General features: G+C 72.3%; 20 protein-coding genes. 11 read left to right on the top strand and 9 right to left on the bottom strand.

Going from position 1 to position 18,116, the window contains the following annotated elements; all coding sequences use genetic code 11:
• Together GWI24_RS45445 and GWI24_RS22515 are read right to left on the bottom strand one after the other, a co-directional pair.
• Positions 1-442 (bottom strand): hypothetical protein (locus GWI24_RS45445; RefSeq protein ID WP_247616734.1); only part of this gene is annotated, 442 nt, incomplete at its 3' end.
• Positions 443-656: 214 nt separating this feature from the next.
• On the bottom strand, positions 657-1,577 hold the full coding sequence (locus GWI24_RS22515; protein WP_210947727.1) for a hypothetical protein: 921 nt from the start codon (positions 1,575-1,577) through the stop codon (positions 657-659).
• A 124-nt stretch (positions 1,578-1,701) separates the two neighbouring features.
• Here GWI24_RS22515 and dapE point away from each other — a divergent pair, with 124 nt between their 5' ends.
• On the top strand, positions 1,702-2,772 hold the full coding sequence (dapE, locus tag GWI24_RS22520; RefSeq protein WP_210947728.1) for a succinyl-diaminopimelate desuccinylase: 1,071 nt from the start codon (positions 1,702-1,704) through the stop codon (positions 2,770-2,772).
• A gap of 180 nt (positions 2,773-2,952) precedes the next feature.
• The gene (locus GWI24_RS22525) at positions 2,953-3,702 is read left to right on the top strand and encodes a TIGR00730 family Rossman fold protein (RefSeq protein ID WP_210947729.1); all 750 of its coding nucleotides are present in this window, start codon (positions 2,953-2,955) and stop codon (positions 3,700-3,702) included.
• A 26-nt stretch (positions 3,703-3,728) separates the two neighbouring features.
• Here the strand turns inward: GWI24_RS22525 and folP are convergent, their stop codons facing one another.
• Entirely contained in the window at positions 3,729-4,589 is an 861-nt protein-coding gene (gene folP / locus GWI24_RS22530; protein WP_210947730.1) for a dihydropteroate synthase, read from the bottom strand.
• A gap of 137 nt (positions 4,590-4,726) precedes the next feature.
• Between folP and GWI24_RS45450 the strand changes: the two genes are divergently transcribed.
• Positions 4,727-5,239, top strand: a complete 513-nt coding sequence (locus tag GWI24_RS45450) for a cell division protein DivIVA (protein WP_308343937.1) — start codon at positions 4,727-4,729, stop codon at positions 5,237-5,239.
• On the top strand, positions 5,236-5,832 hold the full coding sequence (locus GWI24_RS22540; RefSeq protein ID WP_210947731.1) for a DNA-3-methyladenine glycosylase I: 597 nt from the start codon (positions 5,236-5,238) through the stop codon (positions 5,830-5,832). Before GWI24_RS45450 ends, GWI24_RS22540 begins: the two co-directional genes overlap by 4 nt.
• Before the next feature lie 49 nt (positions 5,833-5,881).
• Here the strand turns inward: GWI24_RS22540 and GWI24_RS22545 are convergent, their stop codons facing one another.
• The gene (locus GWI24_RS22545; protein ID WP_210947732.1) at positions 5,882-6,688 is read right to left on the bottom strand and encodes an enoyl-CoA hydratase-related protein; all 807 of its coding nucleotides are present in this window, start codon (positions 6,686-6,688) and stop codon (positions 5,882-5,884) included.
• Positions 6,689-7,044: 356 nt separating this feature from the next.
• On the opposite strand from GWI24_RS22545, the gene GWI24_RS22550 reads away from it, so the two are divergent.
• Complete coding sequence (locus GWI24_RS22550) at positions 7,045-7,212, top strand: DUF3117 domain-containing protein (protein ID WP_003966491.1); 168 nt, start codon at positions 7,045-7,047, stop codon at positions 7,210-7,212.
• Positions 7,213-7,380: 168 nt separating this feature from the next.
• Here the strand turns inward: GWI24_RS22550 and GWI24_RS22555 are convergent, their stop codons facing one another.
• Positions 7,381-8,046 carry an O-methyltransferase gene (locus tag GWI24_RS22555; RefSeq protein WP_137979415.1) on the bottom strand — a complete coding sequence of 222 codons (666 nt, stop codon included), beginning with the start codon at positions 8,044-8,046 and terminating at the stop codon, positions 7,381-7,383.
• Between the two features lie 130 nt (positions 8,047-8,176).
• Between GWI24_RS22555 and sigE the strand changes: the two genes are divergently transcribed.
• From sigE to GWI24_RS22580, 5 genes are all read left to right on the top strand, one after another.
• Complete coding sequence (gene sigE / locus GWI24_RS22560; protein ID WP_210947733.1) at positions 8,177-8,992, top strand: RNA polymerase sigma factor SigE; 816 nt, start codon at positions 8,177-8,179, stop codon at positions 8,990-8,992.
• On the top strand, positions 8,989-9,912 hold the full coding sequence (locus GWI24_RS22565) for an anti-sigma factor (protein WP_210947734.1): 924 nt from the start codon (positions 8,989-8,991) through the stop codon (positions 9,910-9,912). Before sigE ends, GWI24_RS22565 begins: the two co-directional genes overlap by 4 nt.
• A gap of 391 nt (positions 9,913-10,303) precedes the next feature.
• Complete coding sequence (locus GWI24_RS22570; RefSeq protein ID WP_210947735.1) at positions 10,304-12,037, top strand: S1C family serine protease; 1,734 nt, start codon at positions 10,304-10,306, stop codon at positions 12,035-12,037.
• 99 nt (positions 12,038-12,136) lie between these two features.
• On the top strand, positions 12,137-12,607 hold the full coding sequence (locus GWI24_RS22575) for a sec-independent translocase (RefSeq protein ID WP_037952227.1): 471 nt from the start codon (positions 12,137-12,139) through the stop codon (positions 12,605-12,607).
• Positions 12,608-12,726: 119 nt separating this feature from the next.
• Positions 12,727-13,386 carry a hypothetical protein gene (locus tag GWI24_RS22580; protein WP_210947736.1) on the top strand — a complete coding sequence of 220 codons (660 nt, stop codon included), beginning with the start codon at positions 12,727-12,729 and terminating at the stop codon, positions 13,384-13,386.
• A gap of 137 nt (positions 13,387-13,523) precedes the next feature.
• On the opposite strand, the gene GWI24_RS22585 is transcribed toward GWI24_RS22580, so the two are convergent.
• The 3 genes from GWI24_RS22585 to GWI24_RS22595 are packed head-to-tail and all read right to left on the bottom strand — an operon-like array spanning position 13,524 to position 16,523.
• Positions 13,524-14,678 carry an Mrp/NBP35 family ATP-binding protein gene (locus GWI24_RS22585; protein WP_210947737.1) on the bottom strand — a complete coding sequence of 385 codons (1,155 nt, stop codon included), beginning with the start codon at positions 14,676-14,678 and terminating at the stop codon, positions 13,524-13,526.
• Between the two features lie 41 nt (positions 14,679-14,719).
• On the bottom strand, positions 14,720-15,250 hold the full coding sequence (locus GWI24_RS22590) for a DUF1003 domain-containing protein (RefSeq protein ID WP_210947738.1): 531 nt from the start codon (positions 15,248-15,250) through the stop codon (positions 14,720-14,722).
• Positions 15,240-16,523, bottom strand: a complete 1,284-nt coding sequence (locus tag GWI24_RS22595; protein ID WP_210947739.1) for a magnesium transporter MgtE N-terminal domain-containing protein — start codon at positions 16,521-16,523, stop codon at positions 15,240-15,242. The genes GWI24_RS22590 and GWI24_RS22595 overlap by 11 nt, the downstream gene beginning before the upstream one ends.
• Positions 16,524-16,723: 200 nt before the next feature.
• Here GWI24_RS22595 and GWI24_RS22600 point away from each other — a divergent pair, with 200 nt between their 5' ends.
• Positions 16,724-17,467 (top strand): hypothetical protein, encoded by a 744-nt coding sequence (locus GWI24_RS22600; RefSeq protein WP_210947740.1) that lies wholly within the window; start codon positions 16,724-16,726, stop codon positions 17,465-17,467.
• A gap of 102 nt (positions 17,468-17,569) precedes the next feature.
• Here GWI24_RS22600 and GWI24_RS22605 read toward each other — a convergent pair whose 3' ends face one another.
• Entirely contained in the window at positions 17,570-18,115 is a 546-nt protein-coding gene (locus GWI24_RS22605; protein ID WP_210947741.1) for a hypothetical protein, read from the bottom strand.
• Between the last annotated feature and the right edge of the window lies 1 nt (position 18,116).

Genomic DNA, 18,116 nt, shown 5'->3' on the forward strand with positions numbered 1-18,116 from the left:
CGTACCCGAGAGCCCGGCTCTCGCCCTTACCGGCGGCCTTGGCGTGGGCGGCCCGGGCCGGGGTGCTCTTGGCGGCCTTGTGGGACTTGGCGGCCTTCACGCCCTTGGCGGGCTGCGCGGGCTGCGCGGGCTGCGCGTGCTTGGCGGGCTTGGCGGGCTTGGCCGGGGTCACGTTCGCCGGGGCGGCCCTGCCCGGCAGGATTCCCTTGACGGTCCCGCCGGCCTTGCCGCTGACGTCACCCGCCGTGCTCCCGACCTGCTGCGAGGCGACGTCGGCGACCTCACCGACCGAGGCGGGGTCCAACGAGGACAGCCCCAGGTTGGCCTGCGGCTGGGCCGGCTCCGCCGCACTCGCGGCGCCGGCGGCGCCGACGACGGGAGCCGCGCTCGCCGCGACCAGTAGCGCCGCGCGGGCGATCCGACGGGTGAGAGGGAGGGACATGGTGCTCCTTTGACGAGGGGACAATTGGCGTCTGGGTCCGGCGATTCGGACGCTGTGAATACCGCGCGAACCTCGCGAAGGTTGCGGTGCCCCAAGGCAAAGAGTTGGTAATGCGTCGCACTATCCGTTTCTGCGCGTTATATGCCCGGACCATTCCGCCGTACGTGCCACGCAATCCACCGTCAGCCGCTCTGAACTGCGGTGATTCCATGCGCTATCGCATGGTGTCGATCCGTACTTCCGCCCCGGAAATCCCCTTGGACGGCCGCCAACCCGCCCCGGAATTGCGCGCGTTCCATTCGCGCCCGCCGTAAGAGACACGTTCGATGCGCAACTCGTCCGAGTGGGCCACCGCCCAGTGCGCGATCTCCCAGCCGCGCTGCCCGGCACGTCCCGGGGCCGCTGCCTTGGGCACCGGAACCAGCACCGTGTGCGGCGAGGGGGCGGCCTGCTGACCGCCGCCGTGCCCGGCCAGGGCCGGCCGCGCCTCCGTCTCCGGGCCGAACTCCCGCTTGAGCGCCGTCCGTACGCGCACCGGATCTCCCGCCTCGCCGTCGTCCGGCGGCCCCGGGCAGCTGAGGGCCGCCCCGGAGCGCCCGGTGAGGGCGCCGGTCAGCACCACCGCTTCGGTCTCGTGCTTCGCGTACGCCTGCGGGAAGCCGCTGCGCTGCACCCGCTGCGCCGCCACCGTCAGCGGCAGCCGCGAATAGCCGGGCATCCGCACCAGGTCGTCGTAGAACTGCCCGGCGGCGTAGACCGGATCGCGGATCTGCCGCACACTTCCCCAGCCCTGGGAGGGGCGTTGCTGGAACAGCCCCTGCGAATCCCGGTCGCCGTGGCGGATGTTGCGCAGCCCCGACTCCTGGAGGGCGGTGGCCAGCGCGATGGTGACGGCCCGCTCGGGCAGTCCGCGGGAGGCGGCCACGGCCTCGATCGTGGCGGCGTTCACGGTCTGTTCGGGGGAGAGCCGCACCTGGACGCCGTTGGCCCGTACGACACAGCGCGGCGGTCCTACACCGCCCGTCACCAGCTGCGCCGCCAGATATCCGGCCAGGCCCAGCAGTACGGCACAGGCGACCGCGGCCCGCAGCAGACGGGCGCGGTGGGAGAAGACGGACAGGGGCACGGGCCACACGGTACTGGAGCCTCACGGGGCCTGTTTCCGGTTCCCGGGTGCGGGGTGGGGAACGCCACCTTCGCGGCGGCGGCCGTGGGCCGGGGCGGCCGGGCGCGCGGCCCGACCGGTTAGGGTCGCGGGTATGGCACACCCAGCACTCGACCTGTCCCTGGACGCGGCCCGGCTCACCGCCCGGCTCGTCGACTTCCCCTCGGTCAGCGGTGAGGAGAAGGCGCTCGCCGACGCCGTGGAGCAGGCCCTGCGGGCTCTGCCCCAGCTGACCGTCGACCGGGACGGGGACGCCGTCGTGGCCCGGACGAACCTGGGCCGGGACGAGCGGGTCGTGCTGGCGGGCCATCTGGACACCGTGCCGATCGCCGACAACGTGCCCTCGCGCCTCGACGACGACGGCATCCTGTGGGGCTGCGGCACCTCCGACATGAAGTCCGGCGTCGCCGTACAGCTGCGCATGGCCGCCACCGTGCCCGCGCCCAACCGCGACCTCACCTTCGTCTTCTACGACCACGAGGAGGTCGCCGCCGAGCTCAACGGGCTGGGGCGGCTGGCCAGGAACCACCCCGAGTGGCTTGCCGGGGACTTCGCCGTACTGCTGGAGCCCACCGACGGCAAGGTCGAGGGCGGCTGCCAGGGCACGCTGCGGGTACGGGTGAGCACCCAGGGCCGACGCGCCCACTCCGCGCGCAGCTGGCTCGGCGAGAACGCCATCCACAAGGCCGCGCCGATCCTGGACCGGCTGGCCGGTTACGTGCCCCGGCGGGCGGAGATCGACGGGCTCGCCTACCGCGAGGGCCTCAACGCCGTGACGATCGAGGGCGGCCACGCGACCAATGTCATCCCCGACTTCTGCACGGTGACGGTGAACTTCCGCTTCGCCCCCGACCGCTCCGAGGAGGAGGCGCTCGCGCACGTCCGCGAGGTCTTCACCGGCTTCGAGGTCGAGCTCACCGACAGCGCGCCCGGCGCCCTGCCCGGTCTCGGCCATCCGTCGGCCGCCGCCCTCGTGGCGACCCTCGGGGTGGAGGTGGCCCCCAAGGACGCCTGGACCGATGTGGCCCGCTTCTCGGCGCTCGGCGTGCCCGCCGTGAACTACGGACCCGGCGATCCGAAGCTGGCCCACACCCGCGAGGAGCACGTTCCGGTCGCCGCCGTCCTGGAGGCCGAGGAGCGACTGCGGACCTGGCTGACCCGTTAGGGCCTGTCTGGAGTTGTGATCTCCAGACAGGCCCTAGCAGTGCTAGCAGCCCGTTGAACCTGTGTGATCAGCGGTTCGGTGGGTGAGCGTGGCCCGGATTTCGGCTATATGCCGCTCGAGGGGCCTACCCTGAAGCACAGATCTTTGACCAGGTCTTGGTCTTGGCGAAGGGAGCACTCAGTGGGCAACGCCGAAGAAGAGCGAGCGCTGCGGGAGCAGCGTCTGGGCCCGGTCGTGCGCCGCCGCCATCAGATGCGACCCGAGACGACCGACCAGCGGCTCCTGGACACCCAGGCGGCCACCCACTGGGTGCACGAGGACCCGTTCCGGGTGATGCGCATCCAGTCGGAGTTCGTCGAGGGCTTCGGCGCCCTGGCGGAGCTGGGCCGGGCGATCAGCGTGTTCGGTTCCGCCCGTACGCCCGAGGGGTCCCCGGAGTACGAGGCGGGGGTGCGGATCGGCCGGGCCCTCGCGGAGGCGGGCTTCGGGGTGATCACCGGCGGCGGCCCCGGCGCGATGGAGGCGGCCAACCGCGGTGCGACCGAGGCGGGCGGTGTCTCGGTCGGCCTGGGCATCGAGCTGCCGTACGAGCAGGGCCTGAACCCGTACGTCGACATCGGGGTCAACTTCCGCTACTTCTTCGTGCGAAAGACGATGTTCGTGAAGTACGCCCAGGGGTTCGTGGTGCTGCCCGGCGGGCTCGGCACGCTCGACGAGTGCTTCGAGGCGCTCACCCTCGTCCAGACCAAGAAGGTCACCCGCTTCCCGATCGTCCTCTTCGGCAGCGCCTACTGGAAGGGCCTGGTCGACTGGCTCACCAACACCCTCATCGCCGAGGGCAAGGCGTCCCCGCACGATCTGGACCTGTTCCACCTCACCGATGACATCGACGAGGTGATCGACCTGGTGACCAAGGAGTCCGGCCCCTGACCGGGCGCGTCTCCTCAACGGGCCACTCAGGCCAGTCCCCGGCGGGCGACCGCCGGGGGCCGGTGGCCCGCGATCGACGACACCATGTCCAGCACCTGACGGGTCTCCGCCACCTCGTGCACCCGGTAGATCCGGGCCCCCAGCCAGGCCGATACGGCGGTCGTCGCGAGCGTGCCGATCAGCCGCTCCTTGACCGGCCGGTCCAGGCTCTCGCCGACGAAGTCCTTGTTGGACAGCGAGACCAGGACGGGCCAGCCGGTCTCCGCCAGCTCGCCCAGCCGGCGCGTCGCCTCCAGTGAGTGGCGGGTGCTCTTACCGAAGTCATGGCCCGGGTCGATCATGATCCCGTCGCGCCGCACCCCCAGCTCGACGGCGCGCTCCGCGAGCTCCAGGGTGACCCGCAGGATGTCCTCCACCACATCGTCGTAGCCGATCCGGTGCGGGCGGGTGCGCGGCTGGGCTCCGCCCGCGTGGGTGCACACCAGCCCGGCGCCGTACCGGGCGGCGACCTCGGCCAGCTTGGGGTCGACCCCGCCCCAGGCGTCGTTGAGCACATCCGCGCCCGCGGCGCAGACCGCCTCGCCGACCTCATGGCGCCAGGTGTCCACGCTGATCACCACGTCCGGATGGCGCCTGCGCACCTCGGCCACGAAGCCCACCGTGCGGCGTGCCTCCTCCTCGGCGCTCACCTCGTCTCCCGGACCGGCCTTGACGCCGCCGACGTCGATGATCGCGGCGCCGTCCGCGATCGCCTGCTCCACGCGGGTCAGGGCGGGCTCGTCGCGGAAGGTCGCACCCTGGTCGTAGAAGGAATCCGGCGTCCGGTTCACGATCGCCATGATCACCCGGTCGTTCTCGCCGAACTCACGTCGTCCCAGCCGCAGCATCGAACTTCCCTCACGTCTTCTTCCAGGTTGCGGGCAGCGACGATAACTGTCCGAGGGGCATGGCACGATCGGGGCAGACAGTTATCGAGGCCGACGGACACAGACTCAACCATGCATCTGACGGGGAGACGATCACCGTGTTCTTGTTCTTGCTGATCGCGCTGGTCGTTGTGGTCGGCGGGGTCACGCTCGCCGTCGTCGGCGGCGGTGACGGCCCGCTCACCGACGTGCCCCCGGACCGGCTGGACGATCCGCTGCCCGCCGACCGGCCGCTGGCGCGCGCCGATGTGGAGGGGCTGCGGATCCCCATGACGCTGCGCGGATACCGGATGGCGGATGTCGACGATGTGCTGGGCCGCCTCGGCGCCGAGCTCGCCGAGCGAGACGCCCGGATCGCCGAGCTGGAGGCGGCGCTCGCCGGTCCGCGCCCGAAGCCCTTGTCGCCCTCCGGGCCCGGCCCCGATCCGCTGTCGGCCCCGGAGAGCGACCATGGCTTCGGGCCGGGCGGCATCGAGGGCCCCGGCCCCGGGCGGCGCGGCTTCGAGGACGGCGGCTTCGAGAGCAGGGGCTTCGAGGGCAGGGGCTTCGACGGGATCGGCTTCGAGGGGAACGGCTTCGAGGGCCGCGGTTACGAAGGGCATGGCGCATGAGCGAGCAGGGTGTGGTCGAGGGGCCGGACGGTCTGCCGCGCTGTCCCTGGGGCCTGGAGAGCGAGACCATGGCCGACTACCGCGTCTACCACGACACGGAGTGGGGCCGCCCGGTCCACGGCGATGACGCGCTCTATGAGCGGGTCTCCCTGGAGGCGTTCCAGTCCGGGCTGTCCTGGCTGACGATCCTGCGCCGCCGGGAGGGGTTCCGGGCCGCCTTCGCCGACTTCTCGATCAAGAAGGTCGCTGAGTTCACCGAGGCCGACGAGGAGCGGCTGCTCGCCGACCCCGGCATCATCCGCAACCGCGCCAAGATCGCCGCCACGATCGCCAACGCCCGCGCCGCGGCGGCCCTGGCGCCCGGTGAGCTGAGCGAGCTGATCTGGTCCCACGCCCCGGCGCCCGACGGCCGCCCGGTCCCGCGGACCTTCGCCGATGTCCCCGCGATCACCCCGGAGTCCACGGCCCTCAGCCGCGACCTCAAGAAGCACGGCTTCCGTTTCGTCGGCCCCACCACGGCCTACGCGCTGATGCAGGCATGCGGCCTGGTCAATGACCATCTGGCCGACTGCCACATCCGCGACGCGGTCTGAGCGCCCCGGCCGCCGGTGGCCGGTGGCCGGGGCGGCCGGGCCGCTCCCGTCAGCGGCCGGTGAACCTCGGCCTCTCCTTGTTCACGAACGCGTTCACCGCGATGGCGTGGTCGTCCGAGGCCCCCGCGCGGCGCTGCAGCTCGTCCTCCATGGCCAGGGCCTCGGTGAGGGTGTGGCCCGCGGCGAAGGCCAGCGACTCCTTGATCGCGGCATAGGCCGCGGTGGGGCCCTCGGCCAGCCGCCGGGCGACCGCCGCCGCCTCGGAGGCCAGCTCGTCGGCCGGGACCACCCGGTGGGCGATGCCCAGGCCGAGTGCCTCCTGGGCGTCGATGGTGCGCGGGAAGAGCAGCAGATCCGCCGCCCGGCCGTAGCCGATCAGCCGCTGAAGGGTCCAGGAGACCCCCGAGTCGGCGGTCAGCGCGACCCCGGCGAAGGAGGTGTTGAAGGAGGCGGTGTCGGCGACGATCCGGTAGTCGGCGGCGAAGGCGAAGCCCGCCCCGGCGCCCGCCGCGACGCCGTTGACCGCGGCGACCACCGGCTTCGGCATCCCGGCGATGGCGGTGACGATCGGGTTGTAGTGCAGCGCCACCGTGCTCATGGTCGAGCCCTCGCCGCTGCCGTCGCGGTCGCCGGCCAGCAGGCCGATGTGCTCCTTGAGGTCCTGGCCGACGCAGAAGGCGCGCGGCCCGGAGCCGGTGAGCAGCACGGCCCGTACCGCCGGGCTCTCCGCGGCCTCCAGCAGCGCGTCGCGCAGCGCCTCCTTGGTGTCGATGTTCAGGGCGTTCATCGCGTCGGGACGATTCAGCGTGATCGTCGCGAGACCCTCGGTGAGGTCGTAGAGCACGGTGTCGGCCATGGCGGTCCTCCGGCGGTGGGGCGAGGCGGGTGGGCGGCTCGGGCTGCGGCCGCACCGGCGGGCCCGGGAGGGGGCCTGCCGCGGCGGTCAGCGCACAGCATGCCGGAGATCATGACCGACCGACATGTGACCTGCGTCAAAGAACCGACCCTTCGTTCGGTGACGGCGGGGGTACGCTACCGCGATCCCCTCCCCGAATTGGGTGGTTTTGGGGGAGCGCCTCGCGCAGGCGTTGCCGACCGATGTTGGTCATCGGGTCGTGCCATGCGGGATAATGAGGGGGAAGCAACGTGTTCGATGCCGGTGACACCTGGGTTGTCGGCTGCGATGAGCTGGTTTCAGGAAGGGGAACGAGCATGGCGGCCATGAAGCCGCGGACGGGCGACGGCCCGCTCGAGGTGACCAAGGAGGGGCGGGGCATCGTCATGCGCGTTCCGCTCGAAGGCGGCGGTCGGCTCGTCGTCGAGCTGACACCGGACGAGGCCGACGCCCTCGGCGACGCCCTGAAGAAGGTTGTCGGCTGACGGCTTGCGGCCCACCATCACCCGCGCGCTGCCCCGGCGGCCGGTACGTCAGGTACCGACCGCCGGGGCAGCGCTTGTACGGGGTCCCGCCGGAGGCGGCGGGGCGGCCGTTCCCGACCTTTCCGGCCGTTCCGGCCGCGAGGATTCGGCCCCGTCCGACCGTGAGATTCAGCCCCGCTTGACCGCGCAGAGCAGGCCGTCGCCGACCGGCAGCAGGGACGACTGGAGCACGGTGGACTCCCGTACGGTCCGCAGCAGCTCGCGCACCCGCAGCACCTCCGTGGGCTGGGCCGCGGAGTCCACGGTCCGCCCGTTGGTGAAGACCCCCTCGAAGCAGACCAGCCCGCCGGGCCGCAGCAGCCGCAACGATTCGGCGAGGTAGTCCAGGCACTCCAGCCGGTCGCCGTCGCAGAAGACCAGGTCGTATCCGCCGTCGGCCAGCCGGGGCAGGACGTCGAGGGCGCGGCCGGGGATGAAGCGCGCCCGGTTCCCGGTGAACCCGGCCGCGCGGAACGCCTGCCGGGCGAACTGCTGCATCTCCGGTTCGGTGTCCACGGTGGTCAGCACGCCGTCCGGGCGCATTCCGCGCAGCAGATGGATCCCGGAGACGCCCGTTCCGGTGCCGATCTCGGCGACGACCTTGGCGTCGGCGGTGGCAGCGAGCAGCCGCAGCGCGGCGCCGGTGCCCGCCGACACCGAGCGCAGCCCTGCTTCCCGGGCCCGGTCACGGGCCCAGTGAAGGGCTTCGTCCTCGGCGACGAACGCGTCGGCGAACGCCCAGCTCGTCTGCCGGTTGCCGGTAATGACCCTCTCCTGTCCCCGTAGTTGGCGCAACGGTGACTGTATCCGCTGCGCACGGGAACCCGCAGATGGGACCAGGCGTTGTAGAGGCCGGGGGGACCGTATGGATCACGACCAAATGCAGGTCAAAAATGCTTATCCGGAGCTAACGGGCGAGGTGGATATGGTAGGGGCTCTACTGGACACCACCAGAGCCGACAGGGGAGGTGCGGCTGCGGCCGGTGACCGGAGAGTGCTGAAGCGCTTTCGCAGGTCAGTGGGCGAGCCGAAATCCGTGACCAACACCGCTGACCGTTCTCACCCCCGTAGCCCGAAGGGCACGGGAGGTGCGCCCCTCGCCGAGTCCGCCACCACCGCGACCTTCGCCACGGACGCGGACGCGGCGTGGACGCCTCCCACCTGGGAGGAGATCGTCAGCACTCACAGCGCACGGGTCTACCGCCTCGCCTACCGGCTCACCGGTAACCAGCACGATGCCGAGGACCTCACCCAGGAAGTGTTCGTCCGCGTCTTCCGCTCGCTGTCGACGTACACCCCGGGCACCTTCGAGGGCTGGCTGCACCGCATCACCACCAATCTCTTCCTCGACATGGTCCGCCGCCGGCAGCGCATCCGCTTCGACGCGCTCGGCGAGGACGCGGCGGAGCGGCTCCCCAGCCGCGAGCCCTCTCCCCAGCAGCACTTCAACGACACCCACTTCGACGCGGATGTGCAGCAGGCGCTGGACACCCTCGCCCCGGAGTTCCGCGCCGCCGTGGTGCTCTGTGACATCGAGGGGCTGTCGTACGAGGAGATCGCGGCCACCCTGGGCGTCAAGCTCGGCACCGTGCGCAGCCGCATCCACCGCGGCCGCTCGCATCTGCGCAAGGCGCTGCAGCACCGCGCCCCCGCGGCGCGGACCGGGCAGCAGCAAGAGGTCGCCGCGGTGGTGCCGGGTGTCACGGCCCCCCGGCTGAGCGGGGAGGTCGGAATCGCGTGACCCGATCAGGCGGTCCGTCCCCCGCCGAGCAGCATCTCGGCGACCGCCTTGCTGCTCTGGTCGACGGTGAGCTGGGGCATGACGCGCGGGAGCGCGTCCTCGCCCATCTCGCCACCTGCTGCAAGTGCAAGGCGGAGGCCGATGCTCAGCGTCGGCTGAAAAACGTGTTCGCCCAGACGGCGCCCCCGGCACCGTCGGAGGGCTTTCTGGCCCGTCTCCAGGGTCTGCCGGCCGCGGGCGGCGATGACGGTATGGGTGGCTCCCCCTTCGGGGGCTCGGGCGTCTTCGGCCCGCCCGATCTGCGCGGCGGATCGCGGGATGTGCGCGAGCTGCGCGATGTCCGGGAGCCGGAGGAGAGACGGGAGCGGGCGTTCGCCTTCGTGCCCGCGATGCCCCCCGGCACCGCGATCGCACCGGCGGCGTCGGCCCGTGCCTCCCGTCAGCGCGGCTTCCGGATCCATGAGGTCGAGCGCCCCGCCCCGCGCCGCAGGTTCGCCTTCGCGGCGGCCGGAGCGGTCTCCCTGGCGGCCTTCGCGCTCGGCGCGGCCCTGCCGCTGGACGCGGCGGTCGGCCCCCCGGGCAATTCGGCCGACGGCGCCGACACCGCGGTCTCCCCGGCGGGCGCCGACACCGCCGTGAACGCGGGCGTCCGGGAGCGCACCCGCCAGGAGGTGGGCCTGCTGGCCACCACGGACACCCGCACGGGCGCCCCGTCCCCGACGGCCACCCCGTACCCACCGTCCCTGCGCCAGCCCGTGGCGGCGCTGAATCCGCTGATACAGCCGATTCTGTCGGTCACGGAGCTGCTGCGGACGTCGAACTCCACGCCCCCGGCCCCCCGGCCGACCCAGCTGGAGGTCCCGTCCGGGCCCGCGTCGGGTGGCTCGCCGTACCTCGGGGTCAGCGCGCCCCCGAAGTAGCGCGGAAGCGGTACGACGGCGATCACGGCGCCCCGTCTCCGGCCGCCCGTGTCTTTGCCGATCATGACAAGGTCTTTTCGTCCGCCCTGCGCAAGCGCCGACGGACCTGATTGAATCGCCTCCGGGCAGCGCGACCCGGAGGCGGCGATGTATACCCCCGGACGGGTGCGATGCTCTGGCCCGGGGTGCTTGGGTCTTCCGGCTGGGGGCACCTCCCAGCGGTAGCTGGGGGCGAGCCGAAGGGGCGCGTCGCTGTCGTAAGGGAGTCGCGCGCAGGGAGCGAGGAACGAGCGACCGAGCACGTCGACCGTCGACAGGGGGTACCTCCCAGCGGTAGCTGGGGGAGACTTCTGCGCCCCGGAGGCGAACCGAGCCCTCAAAAGAGGAGATCATGGACGAGCCGATGGCCAAGGCCCCTGGGCCCAAGCCGAAGCCGAGGTGGTGGAGCCGCCCGGCCGCCGCGCGACCCGGCGACCGGCCGAACGACGCGGCGGAGGGCGCCGAGGAGCGTACGGAGGCGGCCGCCGCGCAGGTGGCGCCGGAGCCGGTGGACGCCCCCGTGGAGGGCCCGGCGCCCGAGGAGCGGGCGCCCCGGCCGTTGCACGAGCCCGATCCGTACAGCACCCCGCCCTACGGCGACCCAGGGCCCTGGGCCCCGGCCCCGCCCGTTCAGCATCCGGTGGCGACCCCCGCGCAGGGCACGCATCTCCCGCCCGGGATGACCCAGGCGCCGCCCCGGACGCCGTCCCAGGCGCCCGGGATGACCCCGCCCCACGGCAGCACCACCGTGCCGCCCGCCGCGGGGCCCGTACCGGGCCAGAGCGCGCCTCCGCCCATGCCGCGGCACCCCGGGATGACCCCGCCGCACGGCACACAGCTGCCTCCGGGCCCCGGAGAGCCCCACCAGGGCCACCAGGGCGTCCCCATGGCCCAGCCCGCCCAGAGCCTCCAGTGGGGTGGCTACGACCCCTGGACCGTGGTTCCGCCGCCCGCCGAGCGCGAGCGGAAGACCGTCTCCCGCCGCGGCGCCTGGATCGCGGTGCTGCTGATCGCCCTGGTGGCGGGGTGCCTCGGCGGCGGTATCGGCGCCTACGCGGAGCGGGACCGCGCCTCCGGGGGTGTCGATGTGAAGCTGCCGCAGGCCCCGGTCGAGAAGGAGGCCAGGTCCCCGGGCAGCGTCGCCGGGATCGCCGCCCGCTCGCTGCCTGGCGTGGTGACCATCCATGTGCGCGGCAGCGCGGAGCAGGGCACCGGCACCGGCTTCGTCCTCGACAAGCAGGGCCACATCCTCACCAACAACCACGTCGTCCAGCCCGCCGGCACGGACGGCGACATATCGGTCACCTTCAACAGCGGCCAGGACGCCAAGGCCGAGGTGATCGGCCGGGACACCGGGTACGACCTCGCGGTGATCAAGGTCGACCGCGTCTCCGGGCTCACCCCGCTGCCGCTGGGCAACTCCGACTCAGTGCGCGTCGGCGACCCCGTCGTGGCCATCGGCGCCCCCTTCGACCTGGCGGGCACGGTCACCTCCGGGATCATCAGCGCCAAGGAGCGCCCCATCACCGCGGGCGGCGAGAAGGAGGACGGCAGCGACGTCAGCTATGTCGACGCGCTGCAGACCGACGCCCCGATCAACCCGGGCAACTCCGGCGGCCCCCTGGTCGACCGGAAGGCGCGGGTCATCGGGATCAACAGCGCGATCCGGGCGGCCGACGACGGCTCGGGCCTCGGCGGCGGCCAGGGCGGCAGCATCGGCCTGGGCTTCGCCATCCCGATCAACCAGGGCAAGCGGGTCGCCGAGGAGCTGATCAACACCGGGAAGGCCACCCATCCGGTCATCGGCGTCACCCTCGACATGAGCTACACGGGCGACGGCGCCCGGGTGAACACCAAGGGCGCCGGCGGCGGCGCGCCGGTCACCGCGGGCGGCCCCGGCGACAAGGCGGGGATCGAGCCCGGTGACGTGATCACGGAGGTGGACGGCGTCCGGGTGCACAGCGGCCAGGAGCTGATCGTGAAGATCCGCAGCCACCGCCCCGGGGACCGGCTCGGGCTCACCGTCAGGCGCGACGGCAAGGAGCGCGCCGCGGAGCTGACGCTGGGCTCGGCGAGCAGCGGCTGACGCCCGTTGTTGGCCCGGCCGTCTCCCGCGCCGACCCCACCGCCAGGTACGGTATTGAGTGGCCCAGGCCGGGGCCCAGACGTCTTGAGGAGCTGCAAGGTGTTGGACATAGGACCTCTCGAGCTTGTCGCGCTCGTTGTCCTTGCGGTGCTCGTCTTCGGCCCCGACAAGCTCCCGAAGGTGATTCGGGACGTGACGCAGTTCATCCGGAAGATCCGGGAGTTCTCCGACAGCGCCAAGGAGGACATCCGCTCCGAGCTGGGGCCGGAGTTCAAGGACTTCGAGTTCGAGGACCTCAACCCCAAGACATTCGTGCGCAAGCACGTGCTGGACTCCGATGAGCTGGGCCTGAAGGAGATCCGTAACGGCTTCGACCTCCGCAAGGAGATGGCGGAGGTCGCCGACGCGGTGCACGGCCGGGAGAGTGATCCGCCGCAGGGCTCTTCAGGGGCTTCCGGCACCACCCCGCTGTCCCTGTCCAAGGACGACTCCAGCACGCCTGACCTGCTGCGCAAGCGCGAGGAGCCGGGGCGCGAGGAGCGTCCGCCTTTCGACTCCGACGCCACTTGATCCCCCCGTATGCCCGGCCTGGTTGACCCGTATGGCTATCCTCCCTTTGTCCGGGGTGAGGGTCGCCCGAGGGGGGCGGGCCGCCCACGACGCAGGGCAAACGAGGAGGCCGCGCGCACATGGAGACCACGGGTCGGCTAGGGGAACGAGGGGTGGCAGCGGCCGCGCAGGGGATGCCCGCCGATGCCCGGCGGAGCGTCGACGGCTATCTGATGGCCGCCTTCCCCTGGTACGGGCTTGACGAGGCGTTCACCGGCCCCCGCTGGCTGATGCGGGTGGGTGCGGCCGCGGACGGCATCGTCGAGTACGGCTCGACCGGCCATGGCGAGGAGCCGTCCCTGCGGGTCGAGACCGATATGGACCAGCAGCGCTTCACGGTGGTCGTCACCGTCGCCAGCCGCCCGGGGCGGGACAGCGCCGACGGCACCGGCAAGCTGGAGGCCACCTCGGTCTCCTCGGCCGCCTGGCTGGCCGGCTCCGGTCTGTTGTCGTGCACCTGGCCGACCCGCATGGAGCGGGCGCTGCGCCAGGACTGGCTGGACCAGCAGACCGCGATCGCCTGGGAACTGGCGGACGATCTGGAGGGCGAGAGCTGGTCGCAGCTGTCACTCCCGGTGGACGGGGTGCCGACCGACTTCCACTACCGCGAGTCGGAGTACGGCTGGGTGCTGGCCGGTACGGCGAACGAGGACGTGCACATCGGCGCGTACGGGCGCGGGATGAGCGCTTACGGCCTGGGCTTCGCCGTCGTGAAGGACATCGCCCGCTACGACGGGTAGGGCCGTATACGGCTGAGGGGCGGTTTCCCCGGGGAAACCGCCCCTCAGCCGTGGGTGGCGAGCGCGTCAGCCGTAGCCTGCGAGCGAGCCGGCCTCAGCTTGCGAGCGCGTCAGCCGCAGGCCGCGACCGCGCTCGCTCAGAACTTGTTGCGCGGGGTGACGCCCAGCGACATGCCCGCGAGGCCGCGCTGGCGGCCGCCGATCTTGCCCGCGATCGCCTTGAGCGCGCTGCCCGCGGGGGAGTCGGGGTCGGTCAGCACGACCGGCTTGCCCTCGTCGCCGCCCTCGCGCAGCCGTACGTCGATCGGGATGGCGCCGAGGACCGGCACCGTCGTACCGGTGGTCCGGCTGAGCCCGTCGGCGACCACCTGGCCACCGCCGGTGCCGAAGACGTCGACCATCTCGTCGCAGTGCGGGCAGGGCAGCCCGGACATGTTCTCCACCACGCCGACGATCTTCTGATGGGTCTGGACGGCGATCGCGCCGGCCCGCTCGGCGACCTCGGCCGCGGCCTGCTGCGGCGTGGTCACCACCAGGATCTCGGCGTTGGGCACCAGCTGGGCGACGGAGATCGCGATGTCGCCGGTGCCCGGGGGGAGGTCGAGCAGCAGCACATCGAGGTCGCCCCAGTAGACATCGGCCAGGAACTGCTGGAGCGCGCGGTGCAGCATCGGCCCGCGCCAGACCACCGGGGCGTTCCCGGGGGTGAACATCCCGATCGAGATCACCTTCACGCCGTTCGCCGACGGCGGCATGATCATGTTCTCGACCTGGGTAGGCCGTCCGTCGGCGCCCAGCATGCGCGGCACCGAGTGGCCGTAGATGTCGGCGTCCACCACGCCGACCTTGAGCCCGTCCGCGGCCAGCGCGGCGGCCAGGTTGACCGTCACCGAGGACTTGCCGACCCCGCCCTTACCGGAGGCCACCGCGTACACCCGGGTCAGCGAGCCGGGCTTGGCGAAGGGCACCTCACGCTCGGCCTGGCCGCCGCGCAGTGAGGCGGCCAGCTCACGCCGCTGCTCGTCGCTCATCACCTCGAGGTCGACCGTGACTCCGGTCACACCCTCGACCCCGGCGACCGCCGTCCGCACGCTGCTGGTGATCGTGTCCCGCATCGGACAGCCGGAGACCGTGAGGTAGACCACCACGGCGACCGAGCCATCCGCCGCGATCTCGACGGATTTGACCATGCCGAGTTCGGTGATCGGCTTGTGGATCTCCGGGTCGTTGACCGTCGCGAGCGCGGCGCGTACCGCGTCTTCGCTCGGCGCTGGGAGGGTGTCGGTAGCCATATGGAGATGGTACGGCGCCGGGGGCGGGGCGCGGACGGCCGTCAGCGGTCGCGTTCCTCACTCGGCCGGGGTTCGCCGTGGCCGCCCGGCCGCGGGGCGGTCCGGCCGCCGTCCGGCCCCTGGCGCAGGTCCGCCAGCTGGTCGCGGAGCCAGTCGCGGGTGGCCACCTCGCCCAGGCCCGTCCGCAGCGCCGCGATCTCCCGGGTGAGGAACTCGGTGTCGGCGATGGACCGTTCGTTCTGCTTGCGGTCCTGTTCGAGATTGACCCGGTCCCGGTCGGCCTGCCGGTACTGGGCCAGCAGGATCAGCGGGGCGGAGTACGACGCCTGGAGCGAGAGCATCAGCGTCAGGAAGATGAACGGGAACGGGTCGAACCGCAGCCGCGGCGGCGCCAGGCTGTTCCAGGCCAGCCATAAGGCGACGAAGACCGTCATCCAGGCGATGAACCGCCCGGTGCCCAGGAAGTGGGCGATCCGCTCCGACGCCTTGCCGAACGCCTCGGGGTCCCAGCGCGGCAGCGGGCTGCGGCGCCGCGCCCTGGGCCGGTCCAGACGGCCGCCGTCACCGTCCATCGGCGGCCTCCGGCAGGGCCATACCGGCGTGCAGTTCGCGCTCCCGCCAGTCGGGCGGCAGCATGTGGTCCAGGACGTCGTCGACCGTCACCGCGCCGAGCAGGGAGCCGGTCTCGTCCACGACGGGCGCCGCGAGCAGGTTGTACGTGGCCAGATGGCCGGCGACGACGGGCAGCGGGGTGTCCGGCGGCAGGGTCGGCAGATCGCTGTCGACGGCCGCGCCGACGAGGGTGAACGGCGGGTCGCGCAGCAGCCGTTGGAAATGGATGATGCCCAGATAGCGCCCGGTGGGCGTCTGGTCGGGCGGGCGGCAGACATAGACCTGGGCGGCGAGCGCGGGGGTCAGGTCCTGGTCGCGCACCCGGGCGAGCGCGTCCGCGACGGTGGCGTCCGGGCGCAGCACGATCGGCTCGGTCGTCATCAGACCGCCCGCCGACCCCTCCTCGTACGACATCAGCCGCCGCATGTCCGCCGCGTCCCGGGGGCGCATCAGGTCCAGCAGCCGCTCCTTGTCGGGCTCGGGGAGCTCGGAGAGCAGATCGGCCGCGTCATCGGGGTCCATGGCCTCCAGGACGTCGGCCGCGCGCTCCTCCTTGAGCTTGCCGAGGATCTCCACCTGGTCGTCGTCGGGCAGTTCCTCCAGGACGTCCGCGAGCCGCTCGTCGTCCAGGGCCGCCGCCACCTCGCCCCGGCGCTTGGCGGACAGATGGTGCAGCACATTGGCCAGGTCGGCGGGGCGCAGCTGCTCGAAGGTGGCCAGCAGGTTCTCCGCGCCCTGCCCCTGCTCCTCCAGCGAGAAGCCGGTGACCGCCGACCAGTCCACCGTCAGCGTCTCGCCGCGGCGGCGCAGCGCGCCGGTCCTGCCGCGGCGTACGAAGACCTTGTCGACCTCCCAGTCCCGGCGCGCGGGCAGCTGGGTCATCGCGACGTCCAGGACCGTCACCGGCTCGCCGGTCTCGACCAGCCGGACCGTGAGGTCGAGCAGTTCGCCGAGGACCAGGGTCTCGGTGGGGCGCTGTTCGAAGCGGCGCATATTGAGCACGCCGGTGGTGATGACCTGGCCGGACTCCACACCGGTCACCCGCGTCATGGGCAGGAAGATCCGGCGGCGGCCGATCACCTCGACCACCAGGCCGAGCACCCGCGGCGGGCGGCCGGCCAGCCGCAGCATCGCCACGACATCGCGCACCCGCCCCACCTGGTCGCCGTTCGGGTCGAAGACGGCGACGCCCGCGAGATGCGAGACGAAGATCCGGGGGGCGCCTGCCGGCATGCCCTGCCTCCCCTCGTATCTGGGGCTTCCTTGTCAGGTTTCGTGGTCATTCAAGGCAATGATCCGCTCTTCACCGGGTTCAGGCTAACGTGCCCGTACCTGCCCTGCCGCCGGGCGAGGGCCCCGCGGCACCCTGCGGACACCGCGGGACGGCACCGGTACGCTGCCCTACTGCACCGGCATCAGGAGGCAGAGCGGACGTGCGCACCCGGAACAGGGCTGTCGTTGCGGCGATGTGCGCGGGGTTGGCCGCCACGCTCGCCGCGTGTGGCGGCGGCGGGGAGAAGGATCCCGACGCGGGGACGAACGGCGTGGGAAAGCTCCCCGCCACGAAGATCGAGAGCAAGGCCCGTCTGGCGGCCGGCAGCGCGAAATCGGTGCGGCTCTCCGGCAACCTCGTCACCAGTGGAGCCACCTACAAGCTGAACATGCGGCTCAACGCCGACGGCGGCACGGGCCAGGTCTCCACCAAGGGCTCCAGCTTCGAGCTGCTGCGCGTCGGCAAGGAGCTCTACCTCAAGGCCGACGCGGGCTTCTGGTCGCACGACGGCGAGAGTGGCGGCGGCGGCGCGGGCAACGCGGCCGGCAAGCTGGACAACAAGTATGTGAAGGTCCCCTCCGGCGACCCCTCCTACCAGCGGCTCAGCGGTTTCACCGATATGAAGCTGCTGCTCGACGGGTTGCTCGGACTGCCCGGCAAGATCGCCACGGGTGACCACGGACACGTGGACGGCGTGCGGACGATCAACATCAGCGCCGGTAAGGCCGGTGAGGGCGGCTCGCTCGACGTCTCCCTGGAGGGAAGGCCGTATCCGCTGCGGCTGCAGCGGGCGGGTGGCGCGGGGGTGATCCGGCTCGCGGACTGGAACAAGGGCTTCAAGCTGACCGCCCCGGAGAAGGGCCATGTGCTCGACTACGGGCAGCAGATCCCGGAGACGCCGTAGGCGATCCCGATGCCCCGCACGGGCCAGGACGCGTCCTTACGGTTGTCGGACAGTCAGACGGTTGTCGGATAGCCAGGACGCGTCCTTACGGTCGTCAGCTCGCTAGGAAGCGTCCTTACGGGCGTCACGGGCCCGCTTCTTGCGGCGGGCCAGGAGCTTGGGGAGCGCGGCCGGGATCGGGCGGCGGGTGATCGCCGGGGACGGCAGCGGGGCCGCCGCCAGGGAGCCGGTGGGGTGCTCGGCGAGAGCCCCGGGCGCGGGCTCCAGCCGCAGCACCCGGCATTCACGGGCCCAGCGCTCCGCGATGTGGTCGGCGTCGGCCGCGTTCAGCCGCTTGCCCTTGAGCTCGTCGACCGCCGCGGTCCACGCCTCGCCGCCCGGGGCCAGCTCGGCCACCCGCGCGGACCAGCTCACCAGGCGCCCGCCCTTGTCCTTGCTGCGCACGGTCACGGTGGCGCTGCCGCCGTCGGTCAGCCCGAGGTCCTTGAGGGGCTGCTCGTCGGGCCCGTCCCCGACGAGGCAGACCGCGCCCTCGTGCCAGATGTGCCACAGGGCGCGCGGGGCACCCTCGGGGCCCTGGACCCAGATGAGGGCGGACTTCTTGGCCGTCTCCTCGACAAGGGCACGGTCCATCGGCGTCTGCGTCATG

Origin of the sequence: Streptomyces sp. MK37H (assembly GCF_018035285.1) — a bacterium.
Taxonomy (GTDB): Bacteria; Actinomycetota; Actinomycetes; order Streptomycetales; family Streptomycetaceae; genus Streptomyces; species Streptomyces endocoffeicus.